A 21,934-nucleotide genomic window follows, 5' to 3' on the forward strand; every position below is an offset into this window, starting at 1 on the left:
CGCACGGGTGGGCTCCCCTGCCCGGCCGCGGTACGGGGCCCGCGGCCGGTGAGGGGGCCGCGCCGCTCGATGCGGTGTCGGTGCGGCCAGCCTGACGCGCCCCGCTGGAGTCCGCGCCGAACGCCGGTGGACCCTCCGGGCCACGCGGCCGGATTCACGCCTCGGGGGTGATACCCGCGAACAGGTCGTCCTCGGGCAGTTCGGTGTCCACGAGGTTGCGCGCGAGGTGGTAGTCCTCGGTGGGCCACGCCTGCTGTTCGATCTCCAGCGGGCAGGACCGCTCGGGCCCGTTGGGGTTGACCTGGGTCTCGTGGGCGAGCAGCGCCCGCAGCCGGGTCGGGAACCACTCGGCGCACTGCACCTGTGTGGTGATCTCCCACTTCTCCTCGACGCCTTCGAGTTCCTGGAGCACCTCGCCGTGCGGCGAGTCGAGCCCGGCGGCCGTCATGGCCTCGTAGACGGCCCTGAAGTACGCCTTGCTGAAGGCGAGCGTGTAGTAGAGCTTCAGCGGCTGCCAGGGCTCGCCGGTGCCGGGGTAGCGGCCGGGGTCGCCGGCCGCGTCGAACGCCTCCATCGAGACCTGGTGGGTCTTGATGTGGTCGGGGTGCGGGTAGCCGCCGTTCTCGTCGTACGTGACGACCACGTGCGGGCGGAACGCGCGCATCGCGGCGACCAGCGGCCGGGATGCGGTCTCCAGGGGCTGGACGGCGAAGCAGTCCGCGGGCAGCGGCTCGCCGTTCATGGGCAGTCCGGAGTCGGTGAAGCCGAGGAACTCCTGCCGTACGCCCAGGATTTCGCGGGCCCGCTCCATCTCCAGGCGGCGCAGCCGTGGCAGGTCGGCCCACACCTCGGGGCGGTCCATGGCCGGGTTGAGCACGTCTCCGCGCTCGCCGCCGGTCATGGTGGCGACCAGGACGTCGGCGCCCTCGGCGCGGTAGCGGGCCAGGGTCGCCGCGCCCTTGCTCGACTCGTCGTCCGGATGGGCGTGCACGGCCATGAGGCGCAGCCCGGAGCGCAGTCGCGGGGTGGACTTGGTCATGTGGCATCTCCTGTACGGCTGGTTCGTTCGGTTGAGGTGTGCGGGACGGGAAAGGGAGTGCGGCGGTTCACCCCTTGCCGGGGGCGTGCCTGGGGTACAGGGCGGCCGGCAGGAGAGTCAGGGCGCTGAAGGCCAGGGCCCACCAGAAGGTGTGGGCGTAGGCGCTCGCGGCACCGGCGCCGTGCCTCTCGGCGTCGGCGAGGGCACTCTGCAGGATGACGGCGAGCGCGGCGGTGCCCACCGAGCCGCCGATGCGGTTGAGGACGGTACGGGCGCTGGTGGCTGCGGGTGCCTGGTTGCGGTCGACGGAGGTGTAGGTCGCGGCGACGTTGGGCGGTACCACGGCCCCGAGTCCGATGCCGCGGACGAACAGGGCTGCTACCAGCAGGAGTTCGCCGGGTTCGCCGGTGGCCAGGGTGAAGGGGAGGGTGCCGAGGACGGTGAGCGCAATGCCCGCGAGGACGGTGTTGCGCGGCCCGTACCGGTCGGTGAGCCTGCCCGCGAGCGGCGTGATCAGTGCGCTGCCGAGCGCCTGAGGGGCGAGCATCAGCCCGGCCTGGAAGGCGCCAACGCCCTTCACCTGCATGAAGTACAGCGGCAGCAGCATCATCGACGAGTACAGGGCGGCGCCCAGCAGGAAGGTGTTGATGCCGGCCAGCGCGAAGCCGCGGCCCGCGAACAGCCTCAGGTCGAGCAGCGGTGTACGGGTGGTGCGCAGCGCGTGCAGGACGTATCCGGACAGGAAGGCGACGCCGACGGCCAGGGCCACGGCCTGGCCGAGGCCGTCGCTCGGCCCGTACTGGGACAGGCCGTAGACCAGCGCGGCGAGCCCGGTGGGCAGCAGCGTCAGGCCGATGCCGTCGGGCCGTACGGACGTGTCGCGTTCGGCGGTGTCGGCCGGGACGATGCGGGCCGCGAGCGCCAGCGCGATCAGCGCGACGGGGATGTTGACGAGGAACAGCCAGCGCCAGCCCGCCCATTGGACGAGGACGCCCCCGACGACGGGGCCGAGGATCGGTGCGACGGAGACCGGCACGGTGATGATGCCGACCAGCCGGCCGATGCGCTTGGGGCCCGCGTGCCGGGCGACCAGGGACTGGCCGACGGGCTGCATGAGCCCGCCGCCGACGCCCTGCAGGAGCCGGAAGGCGATCAGCGAGCTGCCGGACCAGGCCAGGCCGCTGAGCGCGGAGGCGGCGATGAACAGGGCGACCGCCGCGAGCCAGACGCGCTTGCCGCCGTACCTCTTCTGCAGCCAGCCGGAGAGCGGAGCGACGAAGGCGACGGTAAGCAGGTAGCCGGCGCTCACCCACTGGACGGTCGTCATCGACGTGTCCAGTCCCTCGGCCACCGGGCCGAGGCCGACGTTGACGATCGTCGCGTCGAGCTGGGCGAGCACGGCGCCCAGGATCAGCACCGAGCCGAGCCTGATCAGGGCCGGGTCCAAACGCTCCGCCTGCGGACGGGACGCGGTGTCGCGGTTGGCTGCCGTGGGGTCCAAGGAGTCTCCTGTGCATCGCGGTGCGGGGTTCCTGGCCAAGCAAAATTATGATGCACCAATTTTTTTGTCAAACATATTTTTATGTCTGGCCAAAATTGCCGGGTAGGATGGGGGCATGCCCGAGGTGACAGCGACCCCGGCGGCTGCCCCGGAAGAGGGCCGACGCGGGCGCAAGAAGCGCGAGACCCGCGAACGGCTGGCCCATGTCGCGACGTTGATGTTCATCGAGCGCGGCTTCGAGAACGTGACGATCACGGAGATCGCCGCGGCCGCCGACGTCTCCAAGATGACGGTCAGCAACTACTTTCCCCTCAAGGAGGACCTCGTCTTCGACGCCTACGAAGGCGTCGTGGACAGCCTCGCCCGAGTGGTGCGTGAGCGCGCCGTGGGAGAGTCCGCGCTGCACGCGCTGCACCGCGTCTTCGTCTCCTCCCTCGACCGGCAGCACCCGGTCAACGGCCGCTGCACCCCCGGCTTCGCCCGGCTCGTGTACGACAGCCCGCGGCTGCGCGCCCGCGAGCGCGAGATCGACGAGCAGCGCGAAGCGGCGCTCGCCGAGGCCCTGGCCGAGGCGACGCAGTCCGGATCGGAGGATTTCCTCACGCACTTGAGCGCGGCTCAGCTCGCGGCCGTCGTGCGTGCGCTGCACCGCCGCGTACGGGCCCTGTGCCGCGCCTCGACTTCTGTTCCACAGCTGCGCGAGGAGATGACCGAACTGGCCGATGCTGCCTTCGGCATGCTGGAGCCCGCGCTCGGCGACTACTGCGTACGGGCGCGGTAACACGCCCCCGACCAGGTGCTGCCCGCAGCGCCGGGGTACACCCCGGTCGAGCGGGGCTCCACCACTCCGCGGCAGGCTCGCCGCCACAAGCGCCCGCCGGGCGTACCGGCGGCTGGCACGAGAGGAGTGGGCGTTGTCCGCGACGAGCGCCACGACACTGCCCGGCACCACGCCGGCTCCCCCGGCGGGAGCCACCGCCCCCGGCCCGGGCAACAACCTCACCGGATTCACCGTCACGCACGACCTGATCCGCCGGGTGATCCCGGAGCTGGGCCGGCGACTGGCCGGCGCGGCGGCGGCCGGTTCCCTGGACACCGCCGCCGTCGAGCGCCTGACCATCTGGTGGCACATGTTCACCGCCATCCTGGAAGGGCACCACACCAGCGAGGACTCCCACGTCTGGCCGGTCGTCCTGGACACCGAGCCGGGCCTGGCAGGAGTCGCGCGCACGCTGGAGGAACAGCACGAGTCGCTGGACGGCCACCTCGCCGGCATCGACGACGGCCTGCGCGGGCTCGCCGCCGGGCAGACCGAGCGCGAGGTGGTGCTCACCGGTCTGCTGGCCCGTATTGCCGAGTTCGACGCGCTGATGCACGACCACCTCGCACTCGAGGAGCGCACGATGGTGCCGGTCCTGCGCGAGAAGGTGCCCGCCGAGGCGTACCGGGCGATGCTCGCCTCCCTCGCCTCCGGGCACGACCCGATGGACTTCGTACCGACGATGCCGCTGCTGCTGGAGAAAGCGGCCCCCGAGGCCAGGGAGTTCATGCTCGGCGGCATGCCGCCCGCGCTGCGCGCCCGCTACGAGGCCGAGTTCGAGCCCGCCTACCGGGCGCTTGCCGCGTCGCTGCCCGCGGCCTGAACCCCCTCCCCCAAGGCTCCCTCACAGCCTTCCGACAGGAAACGGTGCATCTGGCATGAGACTTCTGGTGATCGGCGGAACGGTCTTCCTGGGCAGGGCCTTCGTGGCCGACGCCCTTGCCCGCGGCTGGGAGGTCATCACCTTCCACCGCGGCCGCTCCGGCGACGACCTGCCGGGCGTCGAGCCGATCAGGGGCGACCGCGAGAACGAGGCCGACCTCGCGCGGCTGGCCGCCGCAGGGCCCTGGGACGCGGTCGTCGACGTGTGCGGCTATGTGCCGCGCACGGTCGGCGCCTCCGCACGGGCGCTGAGCCCGCAGGCCGGTACGTACCTGTACGTCTCCTCCATCAACGCCCTTCGGCCCTGGCCCGCGGCGCCCGTCGACGAGTCCTCGCCGCGCTTCGAGTGCTCCCCCGACGCCGGGCCCGACGACGGCCAGTACCCCGCGCTGAAGGCGGGCTGCGAGCGCGCCGTCGAGCGGGACTTCGACGGCAGGGTGCTGGTGCTGCGTCCCGGCGTGGTCATCGGGCCCGGCGACCGCATGCGGCGCATCCCGTACTGGCTGCGGCGGGCCGCGCAGGGCGGGCGGATGCTCGCCGCGGGCTCCCCCGGCCGTACGATGCAGCTGATCGACGTCCGGGACATCGCGGCCTTCGGCCTGGACCGGATCGCGGCCGGCGGCTCCGGTACCTACCTGACCACCGGCGAGCCCGACAACGCCACCCTGGGCGAACTCATGGAGCAGGTGGTGAAGTTGACGGACAAGGGCACCGAGCCGGTGTGGGTGGAGGACGCGTTCCTCGCCACGCAGCAGATCCCGCCGTTCGTGACCGTGCCGTTCTGGGCGCCCCCCATGGAACAGCTCGCCGCCGTATGGGACTTCTCCTCGAAGAAGGCGCTGGAGGACGGGCTGCGCTGCCGCCCCTTCGCCGAGTCCGTGCGCGACACCTGGACCTGGATGACGGAACAGGGCGGCATGGAGGAGGCGTTCGCCGAGTACCGCTACCCGGACCAGACGCTGACCCGCGAGCGGGAGGCGGAGATCCTGGCGGCCTGGGACGCGCGCGGGCGCGGCTGACCACAGCCGTACGGGAAACGCCGTGGGGCGCCGGGCAAAATCACTGCCCGGCGCCCCACGGCGTCGGTGTGATGTCAGCGGTCGCCGGTCACGGACGGCCGCGGCAGGGCGAGGACGCGGTCCAGCACCCCGGGCAGCTCCCGCGCGGTCCCCGTGTCCCAGGCGTGTGCCCGCCAGGCGATGAAGCCGTCCGGCCGCACGAGCACCGCGCCGCCGCTGCCCACGCCGTGCGCCGCGGCCCACTGCCCGCAGGAGTCGGACAGCCTCCGGCCGATGCGCAGCACCTCCAGCCGCCCGTCCCCCGCCGCGGGCCGGTCCGGTGCCGCGTCGGGGCCGAGGACGAGGGTGAAGCCCGGCCCGTACGCATCGATGCTGGAGTACGCGCGGCCGGCCCGCTCCACTGCCAGGTGCGGGGCCCGGGTGCCCGGCCGCCCCGCCTCGCCGAGCCGCTCGTCGCCGTCCGCCTCCATCACAGCGTCCGAGACATACCGGTAGCCCAGGCCCAGTGCGACCCGGCCGACCTGGGCGGCCGCGTCGCCGCCGCCGGCACCCGCCCGCTCCTCCTGGAGACGGGTGGACAGGGCGCAGGTCAGCTCGGCGACCGGGCGGCGCTCGGGCTCGTAGGTGTCCAGGAGCTCGGCCCCGGCCCGCCCCTGGAGGACCGCGGCCAGCTTCCAGGCGAGGTTGTGCACGTCCTGGATGCCGGTGTTGGCGCCGAGCCCGCCGGACGGCGGCATCACGTGGACCGCGTCCCCGGCCAGCAGGATGCGGCCGCGGCGGTACTCCTCGGCGACCCAGGAGGCCAGCTCCCAGGTGTGTACGGCGCGGCTGGTGCCGGGCACCGCGGGCAGCACCCGCACCTCGAGGTGCTCGTCACCGACCGCAGCCCGTACGTCCGCCACACAGCGCTCGGGCGTGAAGTCCTGCGGTCCCTCGCCGCGTTCGGGGTCGTACGGCACCATCAGCACCCAGCGGCCGGCGCCGTCCAGCCGGGCCAGCAACGTGCCGGGTACCGGGCGGGCGAGGTAGCCGAGACCGACGGGGCGGCCGCGCAGCGCGGCGGTGAGGTCGGCCTCGAAGGCCATGTTGACGACGTGCGCCAGCCGCTTGCCCCGGGTGCGGATGCCCAGCGCGCCGCGCAGCGGGGAGCGGTGGCCGTCCGCGGCGATCACATAGCGCGCCCGTACCGTGTACCGGCGGCCGGTCGCGCGGTCGGTGACCTGTGCGGTGACGCCGTCGGCGTCCTGGGTGACCTCGCCCAGCTCGGTGTGGAACCTGACGTCGGCGCCCAGTTCTTCGGCGCGGGCGCGCACCAGCGGCTCGACGGTGCTCTGCTCGACCAGGGCCGGCGGGCACGGGCCGGCCCAGGCGACCGACTCGCCCGGCGGCCTGCTGCCGCGGTGCTCCTCGGGCCCGGCGAGGGTGGTGGCCCGTACGACGTCGGTGGCGTCCAGGAACACCGAGGGCGGTGCGGCGCGCACCGCCTCCTCCAGGCCGTGTCCGCGGTACAGCTCCATCGTGCGAGGGCTGAGGACCCGCGCCTTGGCGAGCATGGACGTACCGGGGTGGCGCTCCACCAGCAGTACGGGCACTCCCTGGCGACGCAGGAACACCGCCGCCGACAGGCCGACGATGCCGCCACCCGCGATCAGTACCGCGGTGTTTTCTTCGCTCATCAACTTCCCTCCGCCGTACGGGGCTTACCGGCCCGGGACCACGTCTCCCGGAGGCGGCCAGCATGCGGGCGGGGCATCGTGCGGCACTTGAAGGCAGCCTGAACCGGGGCCTTTCCGGGCATGGCGCGGGCGTCGCTCCGGCGGAACTGCAGCGCGGACGGTCAGGCTCGCCCTCCGGGCCCGGTACGGACCGGGCAGGGGCACGGGCACCGGCTCGTGTCGCACCGGCACAAACACGGCACGGAAGTGGAGAAGGTGGACGTGGATACGTTGAGCACGGCGCCCCGAGCGACGACGGAGGCCGGGCCCGCCCCGGCCTCGCCCCTCGCCCTGCTGGTCCTGGGCCTGCTGCTGGAGCGGCCGATGACACCGCGCGAGCTGGCACGGACCGCGGCCGAGCGAGCCGCCGACAGCCCCGTGGAGAGCCTGCCCACGCCGGTGGACGAGGAGTTCGCGGCGGTGGCGGGGGCGCTGCGCGAGGCGGGCCTGACCGATGCCGCGGCACACTCCGACGGGCTGTCGTACGGGCTGACCGACCGCGGCAGGGCCGAGTTCGCGCGGCACGTCGTCGCGCTCCTTGACACCCCCGACCGGCAGCCGCCCGCCTTTGTGACGGCGGTCGGCTACCTGGGCGCGCTCGACCGCGACCGCGCGACCGCGGCGCTGCGGGAGCGCGTGGGGCGGCTGCGCGAGCGGGCCGGGCGGATCGAGCAGGCGCTGGCCGCGGGCGGCGGCATCCCCCGGCTGTTCCTGATCGAGAACGAGTACGCGCTGCGCATGTGCCGGGCCGAACTCGGCTGGATCGAAGAGGTGCTGGCCGAGATCGGCGCGGGGGCGCTGGCCTGGCCCGAGGTCCGGGTCACGGAGAACGGCTGGGAGTGGGAGCCGCAGGACGGCGCCGCCGCCCGCTGACCGCACCCGCTCCTGCGCTCCTCAAGTCCCGTTCAGGCGCGTCTTCCTAGCGTCGGCGGCATGACTGAACTCACCCTCAAGGGCAGGACCGCGCTGGTCACCGGCGCCAGCCGCGGCATCGGCGCTGCCATCGCCGCCGAGCTGGGCCGCCGTGGCGCGGCGGTCGCCGTGAACTACCTCAGCTCCGAGGACGCCGCGCAGAAGGTCGTCGCGGACATCGAGGAGCACGGCGGCCGCGCCGTCACCGCACAGGCCGACATCTCCGACGGCGAGAGCACCAAGGCCATGGTCGATCGGGTCGAGCAGCAGCTCGGCCCGATCGACATCCTCGTCCTCAACTCCAGCGGCTACCGCGACGTCCTGCGTGGCCCGGCCCTCAACCACCCCGTCGAGGCACTGGTCGACAAGATGGCCACCCAGGCGCGTGCCACCCTCGGCCCGGCCTATGCCGTGCTGCCCGGCATGATCGAGCGCGAGCAGGGCACCGTCATCCTCATCTCCGACAGCTTCTCGCGCCAGGCCGCGGCCGGCGCCATCGGCCATGCGGTGGCCAAGGCCCCGATGGAGGCCGCGATGAAGCACCTGGCGATCGAGCTCGGCCCGAAGAACATCCGCCTCAACACCGTCATCCCGGGCGCCACCCGCAGCGAGAACCTGATGAAGAAGTGGAACACCAAGGACGAGTGGGGCCGCACCCTCGCCTCCGTCGTCGACCAGACCCCGCTGCGCCGCATCGGCGAGCCGGAGGACGTGGCACGCGCCGTCGCCGTCCTCGCGGGCGACGAACTCTCGTATGTGACCGGTGCGTTTCTGCCGGTCAGCGGTGGCCACCTCATCATCTGACCTTTCTCGGTCCCGTCTCCTTCCGACGGGTCCCCGATCCGCCTTCCGTGCCGTAAGGCCGCCCGCACCCCCGCGGGCGGCCTTACGGCACGAGCCGTCGCAACGCGCCGCGAGGCGCCCATGAGAAATGAAGGAAACACCAATGAATGTTGTGCCATCGGCCGAACACCCGGGGCCGACGCCCGGGTGGACCGTGGCGGTGGTGGCCTGTGCCGCCCAGTTCATGGTGGTGCTGGACACCACCATCGTGAACGTCGCACTGCCCTCGATGCGCGAGGACCTCGGGCTCGGCGCCGAGGGCCAGCAGTGGGTGGTCAACGCCTACCTGCTGACCTTCGCCGGCTTCCTGATGCTGGGCGGCCGGGCCGCCGACCTCTTCGGGCGGCGCCGGATGTTCACCGCCGGACTCGTCCTGTTCACCGCCGCCAGCCTGCTGGGCGGCCTGGCCACCGGCGGGGGGCTGCTGATCGCCGCCCGTACGCTGCAGGGCCTGGGCGCGGCGTTCCTCGCCCCGGCCCCGCTGGCCCTGATCAATGCCACCTACCGGGACGTGCAGGCGCGCACCAAGGCGATCGCGGCCTGGGGCGCCACCGCGACCGCGGCCGGCAGCTGCGGCATTCTGCTCGGCGGGGTGCTGACGGACGCGCTGGGCTGGCGCTGGGTGCTGTTCGTCAATGTGCCCATCGGCGCGGTGCTGGTCGCGGTCGCGCTGCGTGCGCTGCCGGCCTCCGGCGGGCGGGCACGCGGCCGGGCCCTGGACGTGCCCGGTGCCGTCCTGGTCACCGCGGCCCTCGCCGGTGCCGCGTACGGCCTGTCCGAGCTGGAGACCCGCCCGCTCAGCTCCCTGCCGACCGGCGGGGTCCTGGCGGTCGCCGTGGTGCTGCTGGCGGCGTTCGTCACGGTGGAGGCGCGCAGCGCGCAGCCGCTGATGCCGCTGCGGATACTCCGCAGCCGGGCCCTGGTGCTGGGCAATGCGGCCGCGCTGGTCATCGGTGCCGTCACCACCTCGGTGATGTTCTTCGTCACGCTCTACCTCCAGCGCGTGCTCGGCTACGAGCCGCTCCAAGCGGGCCTGGCCATGCTGCCGTTGACGCTCGCGATCGCCGTGGCCTCGCTGCTGGTGCGGCGCGTGGTGCAGGCGATGGGGCCGCGGCTGCCGCTGGCGCTGGGCTGGCTGCTGACGGCGGGCGGGCTGCTGTGGCAGTCGCGCTTCGCGCCCGACGGCTCGTTCGGCGTCGACATCCTCGGCCCCGGCATCCTGCTGGGCCTGGGCCTCGGGACGGTCGTGCTGCCGATGACGGCGGCCGCCACCTCCGGCGTCGCGGCCGAGGACGCGGGACTGGCCTCCGCCCTGATGAACACCGCCCGCCAGATGGGCGGCGGCCTCGGTCTCGCCGTCCTCAGCGCGGTCGCCGGGACCGCGACGGGGACGGCCGCGCTCACCCACGGCTACGCCAAGGCCCTCCTCGTGGCCACCGTGCTGTCGCTGGTGGCGGGCGCGCTCGCGCTGTTCATGCCGCGCCGCGCCGCCGCTGCCGCCCCGGCCGCGGTGCCCGGGGACGAGCCCGGGCAGCGCCCGGCCCCGGTGGCCGCCGAACCGGCGGAGTGAACCCGTTCCCGGGCAGCCCCGGCCCCTGAGACCCGAAGAACGTCTCCCCTCCCGGCGGGAAGGGAGACGTTCGCGCGTATCAGGCTGCCGCCGCCCGCTTCGCCCGCAGCATCCGGCTCAGTGTCAGCTGAGGATCGCGTACCACCGCATCGCCCAGCACCTCGTCGATCCGGGACATCAGCCCGGGCTCCAGCACGGCGTCCACGGCGCGCAGGTTCCGCTCGATCTGCCCGGGTGCGGAGGCGCCGATGACGGCCGAGACGACGTGCGGCTGGTGCAGCACCCACGCCAGCGCGAGCTGTGGCAACGCCAATCCCGCCTCGCGCGCCAGCGGTTGGAGCCCCACCACCCGCTCCAGCACATCTTCCTCCAGGAAGCGCCAGCGGCGCAGCGAGACGTCACCGCCCTTGGCGGCCACCGCCCGCGACCCCTCGGGGAGTTCGGCGCCCGGCCGGTACTTCCCGGTCAGTACGCCGCCGGCCAGCGGTGACCACACCATCTGCCCGATGCCCAGCGGCACGCAGGCGGGGACCACCTCCTCTTCAATGACCCGCCACAACAGGTTGTACTGCGGCTGATTGGAGACCAGCGGTACGCCCGCCTCACGGGCCAGCCGCCCGGCCTCGGCCAGTTCAGGCGCGGCCCACTCCGAGACGCCCACGCAGCGCACCTTGCCGGCGGCGACCGCGTCGCCGAAGGCCGCCATGGTCTCCTCCAGCGGGGTGGCATCGTCGTACAGGTGCGCCTGGTACACGTCGATGTGGCCGGTGCCCAGCCGCCGCAGCGACCGGTCGAGGCAGGCGGTGATCCGCGCGCGGCTCAGGCCGCCGGGCCCGTTGGAGTCGCCGCCCGCACCCCGGCCGACCTTGGTGCAGATCACCACCCGGTCGCGGGGGACGGCCGCCAGGGCCCGGCCGAGTACCTCCTCGGCCCGGCCATCGGCGTAGACGTCCGCGGTGTCGAAGGTCGTGATGCCCGCGTCCAGCGCCGCGCGTACGCAGGCGATGGCCGCGGAGTCGTCCAACTGGTTGCCCGCGGTCAGCGAGTTGCCGAAGGCGACCCGGCTCACGACGGGCCCGTTGTCACCCAGCCGCCGGTACTGCATGGTCTCGTCCCTCCTCGGCCTGCGTGCCCGGGCCCTCACTCGTGTCCTGCCGGTCCGCGGGCCTGATGCCGAGCGCGGCCAGCGCCCGCTCCGGGTTGTCAGCCCGCCCGCCGCTCGCGGCCGCGTAGCCGTCCGGGCGGATCAGCAGCCAGCCGCCCGCTGCGAGCCCGAGGTCGGCGCAGAGAAGCCCGTCGGGGTCGGGCAGCGGGCTGACGGGCCCGTCCGCGCCCCGCGGCTGCGGTTCGACGCCGCGGACGTGTACGACACCCTCATACGTGCGCGCCAGCTCGGCGAGCGCCGTGGCCTGGCCGGAGTGCGGCCGGGCCAGCAACGTCCATCCGGGGCGGCGCAGTTCCTCGATCATCCGGCGCCAGCCGGCCGACTCGGCGGCGCGGCGGGCGGTGACCCGGCTCGTCCGGCCCCCGGCCGAGATCGTGGTCCCCGCGCCCTTGCCCGTGCCCTCGTCCGCTCCGAGCGCCAGGGGCCCGTCCCCGTACCCCAGGTCGAGCGCCGACATCCCACCCATGATCTTCTGCTCGATCCGGGACTTGAGCGGCCGCACCGACTTGACGAAGGTGAACAGCGCGCGCAGCGCCGCGGCCGCGCAACGGCTGCGCAGCTGCACCAGCAGCGTGGCGAACCTGGTGGACTTCAGCAGGTCGGCGCCCACCGGGACGCGCTCGACGCTGTAGCTGTCGAGCAGGCTCTCCTCGGCCGAGCCGTGGATGACGGACGCCAGCTTCCAGGACAGGTTGACGGCGTCCTGGACTCCGGTGTTCATGCCCTGACCCGACGCGGGGCTGTGGACATGGGCAGCGTCGCCGGCCAGCAGGCAGCGGCCCTTGCGCATGCTGGGAATCATGCGCTGCTGGATGGTGAAGACGGACACCCACGTGGGGTTCTCGACCCGCACCTCACCGCCCGTACCAGTGCGGATTTTACGCTCGAAGCGGCTCGCCAGCGCCGCGTCGTCGCCGTCGTAGGACACCTCGGCGGTGTCCAGCAGCCGCCATTTGCCCGGGTCCGGGAAGGGCACCATCATCACTGTGCCGGTCGGGGTGCGCATCCAGTGGATGCTGTCCCTGCGCAGGTCACAGTGCACGACGGCGTCCGAGATCAGCCAGGTCTCGCTGCTCTCGCCGACCAGCTTGAGGCCCAGCCGCCTGCGCACGGTGCTGTGCCCGCCGTCGCAGCCCACCAGCCAGCCCGCCTCGAAGGTCTCGGTGCGGCCGTCCGCGTGCTCCAGCTCGGCGCGCACGCCCGCGCCGTGGTCGGTGAAGCCGGTGAGCCGCACCCCCCACTCCACCTCGACGCCCTGGCGGGCGGCCGCGGCGCGCAGTGCCTCCTCCGTGATGACCTGGTCGACCATCAACGTGAAGGGATAGCGGGTGGGCAGCCTGCTGTAGTCGGTGTCGAAGCGGATCAGCCTGCGGCCGTTCTGGTGCAGGGTGAAGTGCTCCACCCGTTGGCCGCGCGGCAGCACGTCGTCCAGCACGCCCATCTGGTCGTAGGTCTCCAGGGTGCGGGCGTGGGTGGCCAGCGCACGGCTGGTGGTGGCCGGCCCCTGCGCCGCGTCCACCAGCCGTACGCGCACGCCGCGGCGGGCGAGTTCGTGGGCCGCGGTCAGCCCGACCGGTCCCGCGCCCACCACCAGGACCGGTTCACCGGCCGGCTGCGGGCGTCCTTCGGCGGTCATCGGTTCTTCTCCTCGGTCTCCTTGAGGGGCTTCCACCAGCCCGGGTTGTCGCGGTACCAGGCGGCGGTGTCCGCGAGGCCGCGCTCGAAGGGGATACGCGGCGCGTAGCCCAGTTCCTCGCGGATCTTCGTGTCGTCGATGCAGTAGCGGCGGTCGTGGCCCTTGCGGTCGGCGACGCGCTCGACCATCTCGGGCCCCGCGCCGCACAGTTGCAGCAGCTGATCGGTCAGAGCGGCGTTGGTGCGGTCGTCGCCGCCGCCGACGTTGTAGATCTCGCCGGCCCTGCCGCCGGTGAGCACCAGCTGGACGGCGCGGCAGTGGTCGTCCACGTGCAGCCACTCGCGGACGTTCAGCCCGTCCCCGTACAGCGGCACCCTGCGGCCCTCCATGAGGTGGGTGACGAAGCGCGGGATGAGCTTTTCGGGGTGCTGGTAGGGGCCGTAGTTGTTGGAGCAGCGGGTGATCGACAGGTCGATCCGGTGGGTGCTCCAGTAGGCGCGGGCGATCAGGTCGGACGCGGCCTTCGACGCCGCGTAGGGCGTGTTGGGCAGCAGCGGGCTCCGCTCGGTCCAGGACCCCTCGTCGATGGAGCCGTACACCTCGTCGGTGGAGACGTGCACCACCCGCTCGACGCCCGTGTGCAGCACGGCGTCCAGCAGCGTCTGGGTGCCGCCGGCGTTGGTGCGGACGAACTCCGAGGCCGACTGCAGCGAGCGGTCGACGTGCGACTCGGCGGCGAAGTGCACCACCGCGTCATGGCCGGGCAGCAGGTCCAGCAGCAGCGGCAGATCGCACACGTCGCCGTGTACGAACGTCAGCCGCGGGTGCCGCCCGGGCAGGTTGTCGCGGTTGCCCGCGTAGGTGAGCTTGTCCAGGACGGTGACCTCGGCGTCCTCGTGGCCGGGGTGGCGTCCTTCGAGCAGGCTGCGTACGTAGTGCGAGCCGATGAAGCCCGCACCGCCGGTGACCAGGAGCTTCATGCCGCCACCTCCACATGGGTGTGATCGCCGACCACCAGGCGGTGGTGCGACGAGCCGGTGTCCGCCGATGTGACGGCGGCGGAGCGGCCGATGAGGGAGCCACGCAGCGCGGGCACCTGGGAGACGGACGCGCCGTCCAGCACGATGGAGTCCTCCACCGCGGTGTCGCGCAGCCGGCAGTCCCGGCCGACGGAGGTGTACGGGCCGACGCGGGAGTCGACCACATGGCTGCCCGCGCCCACGATGGCCGGGCCCACGATCCGCGAACGCACCACGCGCGCGCCGGGTTCGACGACGACATGGCCGATCAGCACGCTGTCGCCGTCCACCAGTCCGCCCACCGACCGCTGCACGCCGCCCAGGAGTTCGCGGTTGCACTCCAGGACGTCCTCGGCACGCCCGGTGTCCTTCCAGTACCCGGTGTACTCCCCGGCCCGGACGGTGGCCCCGTACGAGACCAGCCACTGGACGGCGTCGGTGATCTCCAGTTCGCCCCGCGCACTCGGGCTGATCTTGTCGATGGCCTGGTGGATGGCCGGGGTGAAGAAGTAGACGCCGGTCAGGGCGAGGTCGCTGAGCGGCTGCTCGGGCTTCTCCACCAGCCGCGTCACCCGGCCGTCCGGCGCGACCTCGGCCACGCCGAACGACCGCGGGTCGGCGACCCGGTGCACCACGACCTGCGCGGTGGGGCGGCGCTCGGCGAACTCCTCCGCGAACTGCTTGACGCCCTGTGGCAGCATGCTGTCGCCCAGGTACATCACGAAGTCGTCGTCGCCCAGGAACTGCCTGGCGATCTTGACGCAGTGGGCCAGCCCGAGCGGCCGGTCCTGCCGGATGTAGGTGAGTTCGAGGCCGAGCCGGGCGCCGTCGCCCAGCACCGCGGCGATCTCCGGCTCGCGGTCGCCGACGACGACGGCGACCTCGCTGACGCCCAGCTCCCGGATGTTCTCCAGGACGTGCTCCAGCACCGGCCGGTTGGCGATGGGCATGAGCTGCTTGGGCATGGAGTAGGTGAACGGGCGCAGTCGGGTTCCCGACCCGCCGGACAGCACCAGGGCCTTCACCGGTTCCTCCTTCCGGGAGTTTGGGGCACGAAGCACTCCTCGGCGATGCGTACCGAGGGGTTGCCGAAAGCGATGCGGTCGAGCACCTTGCGGTAGGCCGGGGTGTGCTTGAGCAGTTGGGCCAGCTTGGGCCGCACGCGGGTGGCGAAGGTGCCGTGCGAGAGCATCGCCTTGCTCTGCAGCCGCTGCAGCCGCATGACCTGCTCGATGTCGGCAGACCGCGTCCGCTCGAACGCCGACAGGAACCGTGCGCTCGCGTCGCCGGCGCGGTGCGAGGCGACGAGCAGCGGGTGCAGCAGCACCGCGTCCTGGATGGCCAGGTTGATGCCCTGCGCGCCGATGGGGCTGTGGGTGTGGGCCGCGTCGCCGATCAGGACCAGGCCGTCGTCCGCCCAGCGCTCGGCCCGCCCGGAAAAGACGTCCAGCAGGCTGAGGTCGCGCGGCGAGCGGATCTGCTCGCGGATCAGTTCGGCGTACGGCGGGACCGCCAGTGCCAGCTGTTCCTTGACGTGGTCGAGGCCCTTGGCCGCCACGTCCTTGTAGCCCTTGTGCGGCAGCGTCCAGCCGATCTGGACCCGGTCGGGCCAGGAGTCGTAGACCAGGACGGGGCTCGCGCCCGCCCGGAACACCTGGACGTCTCTCATGGCCTTGCGGCCGCGGGCACCGGATCGGTCGTCGGCCAGCTTGAACCACAGCACGTCCAGGTCGAACGCCTCGCTGCGGCCCGCCTCGATGCCCGCCAGGCGGCGCACCTTGGAGAAGCGGCCGTCCGCGCCCACCACGACGTGCGCACGGACCGTGCATGCCCCGCCGGTCCCGTCGGCAGCGACCCCGGCGATCCGGCCGTCGGCGTCGCGCAGCAGCTCGCCGACCCGCCGCCCGTCCAGGTGGGCGAAGCCCTCGTACTTCTCGCAGTGCAGCAGCAGCTCGTCCAGGACGTGGGCCTGGGGGATGCTCAGCAGGTAGTCGTACGGGGCGGGCAGCGCCCGGTAGTCGATGTCGAGCAGCGCCCGGCCCCGGTCCACCAGCCGGAAGCGGGTGTGCTCATGGGCGCCGCGTGCCCGGGCGCCGCCGAGCACGCCGAGGCGGTCCAGCAGCCTGAGCGCGCCCGGCTGCAGGATCTCGCCGCGGAACTCCCGCTGGTGGGCGCGGGCGCGCTCCACGACCGCGACCCGCAGCCCGGACTTCAGCAGCAGCAGTGCCAGCACCAGGCCGGCGGGCCCGGCGCCGACGACACAGATGTCGGCCGTGAACTCCTCCGCGGGACCAGCCCCTTCGGCTCCCGTCACGTGAATGGTCTCTTGGCTCTCCACAGTCGCGCTCCTCCCGCTAACCCCGCAGGCCCAGGCCGCCGTCGGCCGTGATCACCTGTCCGTGGATCCAGCCGGCCTCCGGCGTGCACAGCAGGGCCACCGCATCGGCGATGTCCTCCGGTGTGGTGAGCCGCCCCGCGGGGGTACGCGCCGCGAGGGCGGCGGCCACCTCCGGTTGCGGCGTACCGGCCCCTTTGTCGATCTTCGATGTGGAGACGGCATTGACGGCGATGCCCCGCCCCGCCAGCTCCACCGCGAGATAGCGCACCAGGCTCTCCAGCGCCGCCTTGGCCACGCCGAGGCCCACATAGCGCGGGACGACCGAGTGCGCGCCGCTGCTGGAGATCGCGACGATCCGGCCGGGGCCGCCTGCCATCAACTCGGCGATCGCGGGCGCGCCGTGCAACAGCGGGTCCAGGGCGGCCGAGAGGTCGGCGCGTACCCCGGCAGGGTCCGCGCCCACGGCGGGCGCCGGGTTCCAGGAGGCCGCGTTGTGCACCAGCACATCGAGCCGCCCGTACCGCTCGCGGACCTGCCGGAGCAGCCGGTCCAGCTCCTCGGGCCGGGTCACGTCGGCACGCAGGGCCACCGCGCCGCCCTTGAGAGCGGCCAGTTCCTCGACGGCGCGGCGGGCGTCGTCCTCGGAACGGGCGTAGTTCAGGACCACGGTGGCGCCCGCGGCACACAGCTTGCGGGCGACGGCCAGCCCCACCCCGCGGGTCGCCCCGGTGACCAGGGCGACCTTCGTGTCCAGGCCCAGGTCAGCCATGGCGTGTCACCTCGGGCGCGCGGTTGCCCGCGACCGGGGTGGCGGCAACCGTCGCGACCTCGGCGTGCTTCAGAACGGCCGTGTACTCGGGGGTGTGCCGTGCGGTCTCGTACGCGCCCGGTCCGCTCCAGCGGGTGGCGGCGGTGTACTGTCCGGGCCGCACCACGGACTTGACGAGATCGGTGTGACCGAAGCCGTCCAGGCCGGCGACCGCCTCGGCGTAGGCGCGGTAGGCGGCCTCGAAAGCCTCCGCGTCGCCGGTGACGGTGAACCGCTCGACCAGTACGACCGACCCGTCCCCCGCCGCCTGACCGCCCTCGGCGTCGATGCGCAGTATGCCCAGCGACGGGTCGGCCTCGACGTCGACGATGCGGTGGAACTCCTTGGCGTGCTCCTGGAACGTCTCGCTCGCCATGACCTGCTTGAAGAGGTCGGGCGCCGCCCACCAGCCGAGGTTCACATAGACCTCGGGCCGCTCGGTGGCGCGGACCGCCTGGTGGGCCCTGAACCCCTCCTGTGCCCGCATCCACCGGACATGGTCGAGGAAGCGCCGCTCGAAGTCCTCGGCGCCTGCGGGGTCCTTCAGGGTGAAGGTGTTGATCACGGTGAACAGCGGAGCGGGCATGGGTGCCGCCTCTCTGGTGCACTGGTGGGAAAGGGCTGGTGGGCCGGTAAAGGTGTCCCGGGCCGGGGAACGGCGTCTCGGGCCCGGGAAGGGCGTTTCAGACGCCGGCCAGCAGGCCGATCAGCTGCTCGCGCAGCACCCGGCGCTGGATCTTGCCGTTGCCCGAGCGGGGGATCGCCCCGACGGCTCGGGCCTGCCGGATGTGCTGGTAGTACGGGAGCTGTTCGTTGACGAAGGCCACGGCCTCGGAGACGGCCTGCTCGGCGGCGCCGTCCGCGGCGGCCGAGGGGTCGAGTACGATCAGGGCGCCGGCCACCGCGCCGCTGAACTCGTCCGGCAGGTCGACGACCACCGACTCGCGCACCAGCGGGTGCCTGCCGAGGACCAGCTCGACCTCGGAGGGCGCGACGAGGAAGTTGTCGCACTTGAAGACGTCCTTGAGGCGGTCGATGAGGAACAGCCGCCCCTCGTCGTCGATCCGCCCGACGTCCCCGGTGGTCAGCCAGCCGTCCGGCTCGAGCCCGGTGCCGTCGGGGCCTCCGAGGTAGCCCTTCATCACCTGGGGGCCGCGCAGCTGCACCTCGCCCACCGAGCCGGCGGGCAGCACGGCGCGGCTCTCCACGTCCACCACCCGGCACTCGGTGCCCTCGACCGGCCTGCCGACCGAGCCGTGCACCGGGTGGTCGGGATCGTCGCTGTGGGTCAGCGGCGAGGTCTCGGCCAGCCCGTACCCCTGGAAGACGGGGATGCCGAAGCGTTCGGTGAGCCGCGCGGCGGCCGCGACCGACAGGCCCGAGCCGCCCGAGGCGATCCGCGTGACGGTGCGCAGCCCCAGCTCGTCCAGGGACGGGTCGGCGGCCAGTCGGGCCAGCCGTACGGGCAGGCTGTACAGATGCGTCGCCCCGTGCTCGTTGGCTGCGGCGACGGCGTGGACCGGCTTCGGACCCGGGCACAGCACCTGCGTGGCGGTGGCGCGCACCGCGGAGTTGAGGTGCATGGGGTGGAACGTGGGCAAGTGGTTGACGGTCACCGACGTGCCGTCGAGGCGGTGGGCCACGGCGATCTGGTCGGCGTTGACGGTCAGGTTGCGATGGGTGAGCCGCACCGCCTTGGGCCGTCCGGTGGTGCCACTGGTGAACTGCACGCAGGCCACGTCGTCGGGGCCCGCCGTCACGTCGTCCGGAAGGCCACAGTCCGGCACGTCGTCCGCCAACTCGCCCAGGCTGGCCAGCCCTTCGCGCGTACCGTCGCCGATCAGCACGACCCGCTCCAGCTCCGGCAGCCGGTCCGTGACCTCGGCCAGCCGCTCGTACAGGCCGGCGTCCACGAACGCCAGCCGGGCCCGGCTGAGGGTGAGGACGTGCAGCAGGTCCTCCTCGCGCAGCAGCGGGTTGACCACCGCGGCGACGTGTCCGGCGCGGGCAGCCGCGTAGTACGCGACGGCGAAGTCCGGGTGCAGCACCGAGGCGACGGCGACGGTCGCGCCGGGCTCGGGCAGCAGCGTACCGAGCGATACGGCCGCCGCCGTCACCCGTCGGTCCAGCTCGCCGTAGGTGACCGGGTCCGCGCCGCACACCAGGGCGGTACGGTCCGGGGCCGCGGCGGCGGCCTCGGCGATCAGCCCGTCCAGCCGCCGGGGCACCTCGGGCGCGCAGTACTGCGGCCGGTCAGCCACGGCGGGCCTCCGCGTACGCGCGGGCGTGATTGAGGGTATTGGTGCTGTTGGTGCTGAGGGCCTTGTGGACGTAGGCGCGGGCGTCGGCGACGGTCCTGCCCTCGCCGAGCACCTTCTCGACCGCCGCCGCCTTGATGATGACGGTGTGACGGGAGGTCACGTCCACGCCGCCGCCCTCGGCCGGCACGATCGTCCAGCGGCCGGTGTGGGCCGTCATCAGCGCGGGCACGGTCGTCTGCTTGTAGACGATGCGGTCCACGCCGAAGGCCACCCGGATCGACTCGGTGGTGTGCGTGCTGCCGTCGGCGGTACGGGTGTCCATGGCCATGACCTGGAGGCCGGGGGTCTCCTCGGTCAGCTCAAGGCGGGCGACGTGCGGCAGGCGCTCGGGCCACAGGTCGGCGCGGTTGAGGAAGTCGAAGACGTCCTTGCCGGCCCCGTCGATGTGCACCGTGTCGTCGAAGGTGAACATCAACTCGACGAGCTGGTCCGAGAGTTCGGCGATGCGCTTGATGCCCTCGAGCTCCGCGGCGCTGTTGCGGTCGAGCGCGGCGCGGATCCACTCCTCGCCGTCCGCCGAGCCGTCCACGGCGGTGAAGTCGTGGTACAGCTCCAGTAGGGAGCTGGTCGGGGTGACCGGGGTGACCACCCAGGTACCGCCCATGGAGGCGACCGGCGGCTGGGAGACCTCCTGGCGGAAGCCTACCGACAGGTTCGCGCGGTCCAGCTCGCGGCGCGAGATCCAGTGCTTGACCTCGCCGTTGGCGGTGGCCCAGATGTGGATGCGCTCACTCTTGTCGTCCCGCTCCAGGTGCTCGACATGGACGTTGGGGGTGAAGAACTGCGGCCAGCGTGTGACATCGGCGATGATGTCGTACACGACCTCGGCCGGCGCCTCGATGGTGGTGCTGTGCAGGGTCCGGTGCTCCTGGGGCGCTGCGGCCGGGGCGGACACGTCGACGGACACGGGTTTCTCCCTCTCTTCGAACGTGGATCTCAGTAGTTGCCGAGGCCGCCGCAGACGTTGAGCGCCTGCGCGGTGATGGAGGCGGCGGTGTCGGTGGTCAGGTAGCCGACCAGGCCCGCGACCTCTTCGGGAGTCGAGTAGCGGCCGAGCGGGATCTTCGCCTCGAACTGCTTCTGGATGTCGTCGACGGTGGTGTCGAACGCGGCCGCGTAGCCCTCGCGGACCCGCTGAGCCATCGGCGTCTCGACGTAGCCGGGGCAGACCGCATTGACGGTGATGCCGGTGGGTGCCAGCTCCTTGCCGAGCGCCTTGCTGAAGCCGATCACGCCGTGCTTGGAGGCCGAGTACGGGGCGGCCAGTACGACGCCCTGCTTGCCGCCGGTGGAGGCGATGTTGATGATCCGGCCCCAGCCGCGCTCCTGCAGACCGCCCTGCTTGAGGACCTCGCGGGTGGTCAGGAAGACGCTGTTGAGGTTGGTGTCGATTACGTCGTACCACAGCTCGTCGGTCAGGTCGGCGGTGGCGCCGCCGCCGTTGCGGCCGGCGTTGTTGACCAGTACGTCGATCCGGCCGTACCGCTCGACGGCGGCGGCGACCAGCGTCCTGACCGACTCCGGGCTGCGCACGTCGGCGGTGGCACCGTCCACCTCCAGACCCTCGGCCCGCAGTTCCTTGACGGTCAGCCGCACCGCTTCCTCGCTGCGGGCGCAGATGAAGACCGCGAAGCCCTTGGCCGCCAGGTCCTTGGCCGTCGAAAGGCCGATGCCGCTGGTGCCGCCGGTGACCAGCGCGACCCGCCGCTCCTCGTTCGCCATGTTGCACGCTCCATTCGGACGTCGATGGGGGAACAGCCTGCGGGGGCGCTCTCGAAGGGGGGTCGAGCGGAGGTAGACGGGGCCCCACTGCCGCTGTTCCAGCGACTTTCCATCGGACCCCGAGCCCGACCACCAAGACTCGCGACCAACGAGAGCCCGACGCGTCCACGAGAAGGGACCAGCATGACCACCACGGACACCGCCGTCGCCGAGGCCGTCCTCCACGCGCAGATCCAGCAGTTCTACGCGACCCAGATGCAGCTGCTCGACAGCGGCAGGGCCGAGGACTGGGCCGAGACCTTCACCGAGGACGGTGCCTTCGCCGCCAACGCGCACCCCGAGCCGGCCGAGGGCCGCGCGGTCATCGCCGCCGCGGCCCGCAAGGCCACCGACGAGTACGCCGCCAAGGGCATCCAGCGCCGCCACTGGCTCGGCATGGTCAACGTCGAACCGCGCGGCGCCGACGAGGTGTTCGCGCAGTGCTACGCCATCGTCATCGAAACCCCGCGCGGCGGCCAGGCCAAGCTGCACGTCAGCACCCGCTGCGACGACGTGCTGGTACGTACGGAGGGCAGCTGGCAGGTCAAGCACCGCGAGGTCCACCGCGACGACCTGTCCTGACGC

At 72.7% G+C, this 21,934-nt stretch carries 20 protein-coding genes; 7 read left to right on the top strand and 13 right to left on the bottom strand.

Features of this window, described 5'->3' with window-relative positions; genetic code table 11:
- Positions 1–154: 154 nt before the first annotated feature.
- Both mca and QFZ82_RS14875 read right to left on the bottom strand, forming a co-directional pair.
- Positions 155–1,039 carry a mycothiol conjugate amidase Mca gene (mca, locus tag QFZ82_RS14870; protein WP_373429281.1) on the bottom strand — a complete coding sequence of 295 codons (885 nt, stop codon included), beginning with the start codon at positions 1,037–1,039 and terminating at the stop codon, positions 155–157.
- Positions 1,040–1,106: 67 nt separating this feature from the next.
- Positions 1,107–2,540 (bottom strand): MDR family MFS transporter, encoded by a 1,434-nt coding sequence (locus tag QFZ82_RS14875; RefSeq protein ID WP_307713634.1) that lies wholly within the window; start codon positions 2,538–2,540, stop codon positions 1,107–1,109.
- 115 nt (positions 2,541–2,655) lie between these two features.
- Here QFZ82_RS14875 and QFZ82_RS14880 point away from each other — a divergent pair, with 115 nt between their 5' ends.
- The 3 genes from QFZ82_RS14880 (at position 2,656) to QFZ82_RS14890 (ending at position 5,261) form a co-directional block, all read left to right on the top strand.
- The gene (locus tag QFZ82_RS14880) at positions 2,656–3,321 is read left to right on the top strand and encodes a TetR/AcrR family transcriptional regulator (RefSeq protein WP_307713635.1); all 666 of its coding nucleotides are present in this window, start codon (positions 2,656–2,658) and stop codon (positions 3,319–3,321) included.
- Positions 3,322–3,454: 133 nt separating this feature from the next.
- Complete coding sequence (locus QFZ82_RS14885) at positions 3,455–4,183, top strand: hemerythrin domain-containing protein (protein ID WP_307713636.1); 729 nt, start codon at positions 3,455–3,457, stop codon at positions 4,181–4,183.
- A gap of 55 nt (positions 4,184–4,238) precedes the next feature.
- Entirely contained in the window at positions 4,239–5,261 is a 1,023-nt protein-coding gene (locus tag QFZ82_RS14890; RefSeq protein WP_307713637.1) for an NAD-dependent epimerase/dehydratase family protein, read from the top strand.
- Positions 5,262–5,335: 74 nt separating this feature from the next.
- Here the strand turns inward: QFZ82_RS14890 and QFZ82_RS14895 are convergent, their stop codons facing one another.
- A complete protein-coding gene (locus QFZ82_RS14895) occupies positions 5,336–6,937 on the bottom strand; it encodes an FAD-dependent oxidoreductase (RefSeq protein WP_307713638.1) in 1,602 nt (533 codons plus the stop codon).
- A gap of 261 nt (positions 6,938–7,198) precedes the next feature.
- Between QFZ82_RS14895 and QFZ82_RS14900 the strand changes: the two genes are divergently transcribed.
- The 3 genes from QFZ82_RS14900 (at position 7,199) to QFZ82_RS14910 (ending at position 10,301) form a co-directional block, all read left to right on the top strand.
- On the top strand, positions 7,199–7,849 hold the full coding sequence (locus QFZ82_RS14900) for a PadR family transcriptional regulator (protein ID WP_307713639.1): 651 nt from the start codon (positions 7,199–7,201) through the stop codon (positions 7,847–7,849).
- Between the two features lie 60 nt (positions 7,850–7,909).
- Positions 7,910–8,692, top strand: coding sequence for an SDR family NAD(P)-dependent oxidoreductase (locus QFZ82_RS14905; protein ID WP_307713640.1), 783 nt, complete (start codon positions 7,910–7,912; stop codon positions 8,690–8,692).
- Between the two features lie 142 nt (positions 8,693–8,834).
- On the top strand, positions 8,835–10,301 hold the full coding sequence (locus QFZ82_RS14910; RefSeq protein ID WP_307713641.1) for an MFS transporter: 1,467 nt from the start codon (positions 8,835–8,837) through the stop codon (positions 10,299–10,301).
- Between the two features lie 79 nt (positions 10,302–10,380).
- On the opposite strand, the gene QFZ82_RS14915 is transcribed toward QFZ82_RS14910, so the two are convergent.
- The 10 genes from QFZ82_RS14915 to fabG all read right to left on the bottom strand — a co-directional run bounded on the left by QFZ82_RS14915 (position 10,381) and on the right by fabG (position 21,310).
- Positions 10,381–11,406 carry an aldo/keto reductase gene (locus QFZ82_RS14915; protein ID WP_307713642.1) on the bottom strand — a complete coding sequence of 342 codons (1,026 nt, stop codon included), beginning with the start codon at positions 11,404–11,406 and terminating at the stop codon, positions 10,381–10,383.
- Entirely contained in the window at positions 11,384–13,102 is a 1,719-nt protein-coding gene (locus QFZ82_RS14920; protein WP_307713643.1) for an FAD-dependent oxidoreductase, read from the bottom strand. Before QFZ82_RS14920 ends, QFZ82_RS14915 begins: the two co-directional genes overlap by 23 nt.
- Positions 13,099–14,082, bottom strand: a complete 984-nt coding sequence (gene rfbB / locus QFZ82_RS14925) for a dTDP-glucose 4,6-dehydratase (RefSeq protein WP_307713644.1) — start codon at positions 14,080–14,082, stop codon at positions 13,099–13,101. The genes QFZ82_RS14920 and rfbB overlap by 4 nt, the downstream gene beginning before the upstream one ends.
- Entirely contained in the window at positions 14,079–15,146 is a 1,068-nt protein-coding gene (locus QFZ82_RS14930) for a glucose-1-phosphate thymidylyltransferase (RefSeq protein ID WP_307713645.1), read from the bottom strand. The genes rfbB and QFZ82_RS14930 overlap by 4 nt, the downstream gene beginning before the upstream one ends.
- Positions 15,143–16,459, bottom strand: coding sequence for an FAD-dependent monooxygenase (locus QFZ82_RS14935; RefSeq protein WP_307713646.1), 1,317 nt, complete (start codon positions 16,457–16,459; stop codon positions 15,143–15,145). The genes QFZ82_RS14930 and QFZ82_RS14935 overlap by 4 nt, the downstream gene beginning before the upstream one ends.
- Before the next feature lie 16 nt (positions 16,460–16,475).
- The gene (locus tag QFZ82_RS14940) at positions 16,476–17,228 is read right to left on the bottom strand and encodes an SDR family oxidoreductase (RefSeq protein WP_307713647.1); all 753 of its coding nucleotides are present in this window, start codon (positions 17,226–17,228) and stop codon (positions 16,476–16,478) included.
- Positions 17,221–17,853 (bottom strand): antibiotic biosynthesis monooxygenase, encoded by a 633-nt coding sequence (locus QFZ82_RS14945; protein WP_307713648.1) that lies wholly within the window; start codon positions 17,851–17,853, stop codon positions 17,221–17,223. The genes QFZ82_RS14940 and QFZ82_RS14945 overlap by 8 nt, the downstream gene beginning before the upstream one ends.
- A 97-nt stretch (positions 17,854–17,950) precedes the next feature.
- The gene (locus tag QFZ82_RS14950; protein WP_307713649.1) at positions 17,951–19,528 is read right to left on the bottom strand and encodes a class I adenylate-forming enzyme family protein; all 1,578 of its coding nucleotides are present in this window, start codon (positions 19,526–19,528) and stop codon (positions 17,951–17,953) included.
- Positions 19,521–20,495, bottom strand: a complete 975-nt coding sequence (locus tag QFZ82_RS14955) for an aromatase/cyclase (protein ID WP_307713650.1) — start codon at positions 20,493–20,495, stop codon at positions 19,521–19,523. The genes QFZ82_RS14950 and QFZ82_RS14955 overlap by 8 nt, the downstream gene beginning before the upstream one ends.
- A 29-nt stretch (positions 20,496–20,524) precedes the next feature.
- Positions 20,525–21,310, bottom strand: a complete 786-nt coding sequence (gene fabG / locus QFZ82_RS14960; protein WP_307713651.1) for a 3-oxoacyl-ACP reductase FabG — start codon at positions 21,308–21,310, stop codon at positions 20,525–20,527.
- 183 nt (positions 21,311–21,493) lie between these two features.
- Between fabG and QFZ82_RS14965 the strand changes: the two genes are divergently transcribed.
- Entirely contained in the window at positions 21,494–21,931 is a 438-nt protein-coding gene (locus QFZ82_RS14965) for a nuclear transport factor 2 family protein (protein ID WP_307713652.1), read from the top strand.
- Positions 21,932–21,934 lie beyond the last annotated feature (3 nt).

Source organism: Streptomyces sp. V4I23 (assembly GCF_030817975.1).
Lineage (GTDB): Bacteria > Actinomycetota > Actinomycetes > Streptomycetales > Streptomycetaceae > Streptomyces.

Bases quoted from the DNA above. Each gene is read 5' to 3' on its own strand.
- QFZ82_RS14920 (WP_307713643.1), bottom strand. From the start codon at position 13,102: ATGACCGCCGAAGGACGCCCGCAGCCGGCCGGTGAACCGGTCCTGGTG.
- QFZ82_RS14890 (WP_307713637.1), top strand. From the start codon at position 4,239: ATGAGACTTCTGGTGATCGGCGGAACGGTCTTCCTGGGCAGGGCCTTC.
- QFZ82_RS14910 (WP_307713641.1), top strand. From the start codon at position 8,835: ATGAATGTTGTGCCATCGGCCGAACACCCGGGGCCGACGCCCGGGTGG.
- mca (WP_373429281.1), bottom strand. From the start codon at position 1,039: ATGACCAAGTCCACCCCGCGACTGCGCTCCGGGCTGCGCCTCATGGCC.
- rfbB (WP_307713644.1), bottom strand. From the start codon at position 14,082: ATGAAGCTCCTGGTCACCGGCGGTGCGGGCTTCATCGGCTCGCACTAC.
- fabG (WP_307713651.1), bottom strand. From the start codon at position 21,310: ATGGCGAACGAGGAGCGGCGGGTCGCGCTGGTCACCGGCGGCACCAGC.
- QFZ82_RS14915 (WP_307713642.1), bottom strand. From the start codon at position 11,406: ATGCAGTACCGGCGGCTGGGTGACAACGGGCCCGTCGTGAGCCGGGTC.
- QFZ82_RS14880 (WP_307713635.1), top strand. From the start codon at position 2,656: ATGCCCGAGGTGACAGCGACCCCGGCGGCTGCCCCGGAAGAGGGCCGA.
- QFZ82_RS14945 (WP_307713648.1), bottom strand. From the start codon at position 17,853: ATGCCCGCTCCGCTGTTCACCGTGATCAACACCTTCACCCTGAAGGAC.
- QFZ82_RS14940 (WP_307713647.1), bottom strand. From the start codon at position 17,228: ATGGCTGACCTGGGCCTGGACACGAAGGTCGCCCTGGTCACCGGGGCG.
- QFZ82_RS14905 (WP_307713640.1), top strand. From the start codon at position 7,910: ATGACTGAACTCACCCTCAAGGGCAGGACCGCGCTGGTCACCGGCGCC.
- QFZ82_RS14895 (WP_307713638.1), bottom strand. From the start codon at position 6,937: ATGAGCGAAGAAAACACCGCGGTACTGATCGCGGGTGGCGGCATCGTC.
- QFZ82_RS14965 (WP_307713652.1), top strand. From the start codon at position 21,494: ATGACCACCACGGACACCGCCGTCGCCGAGGCCGTCCTCCACGCGCAG.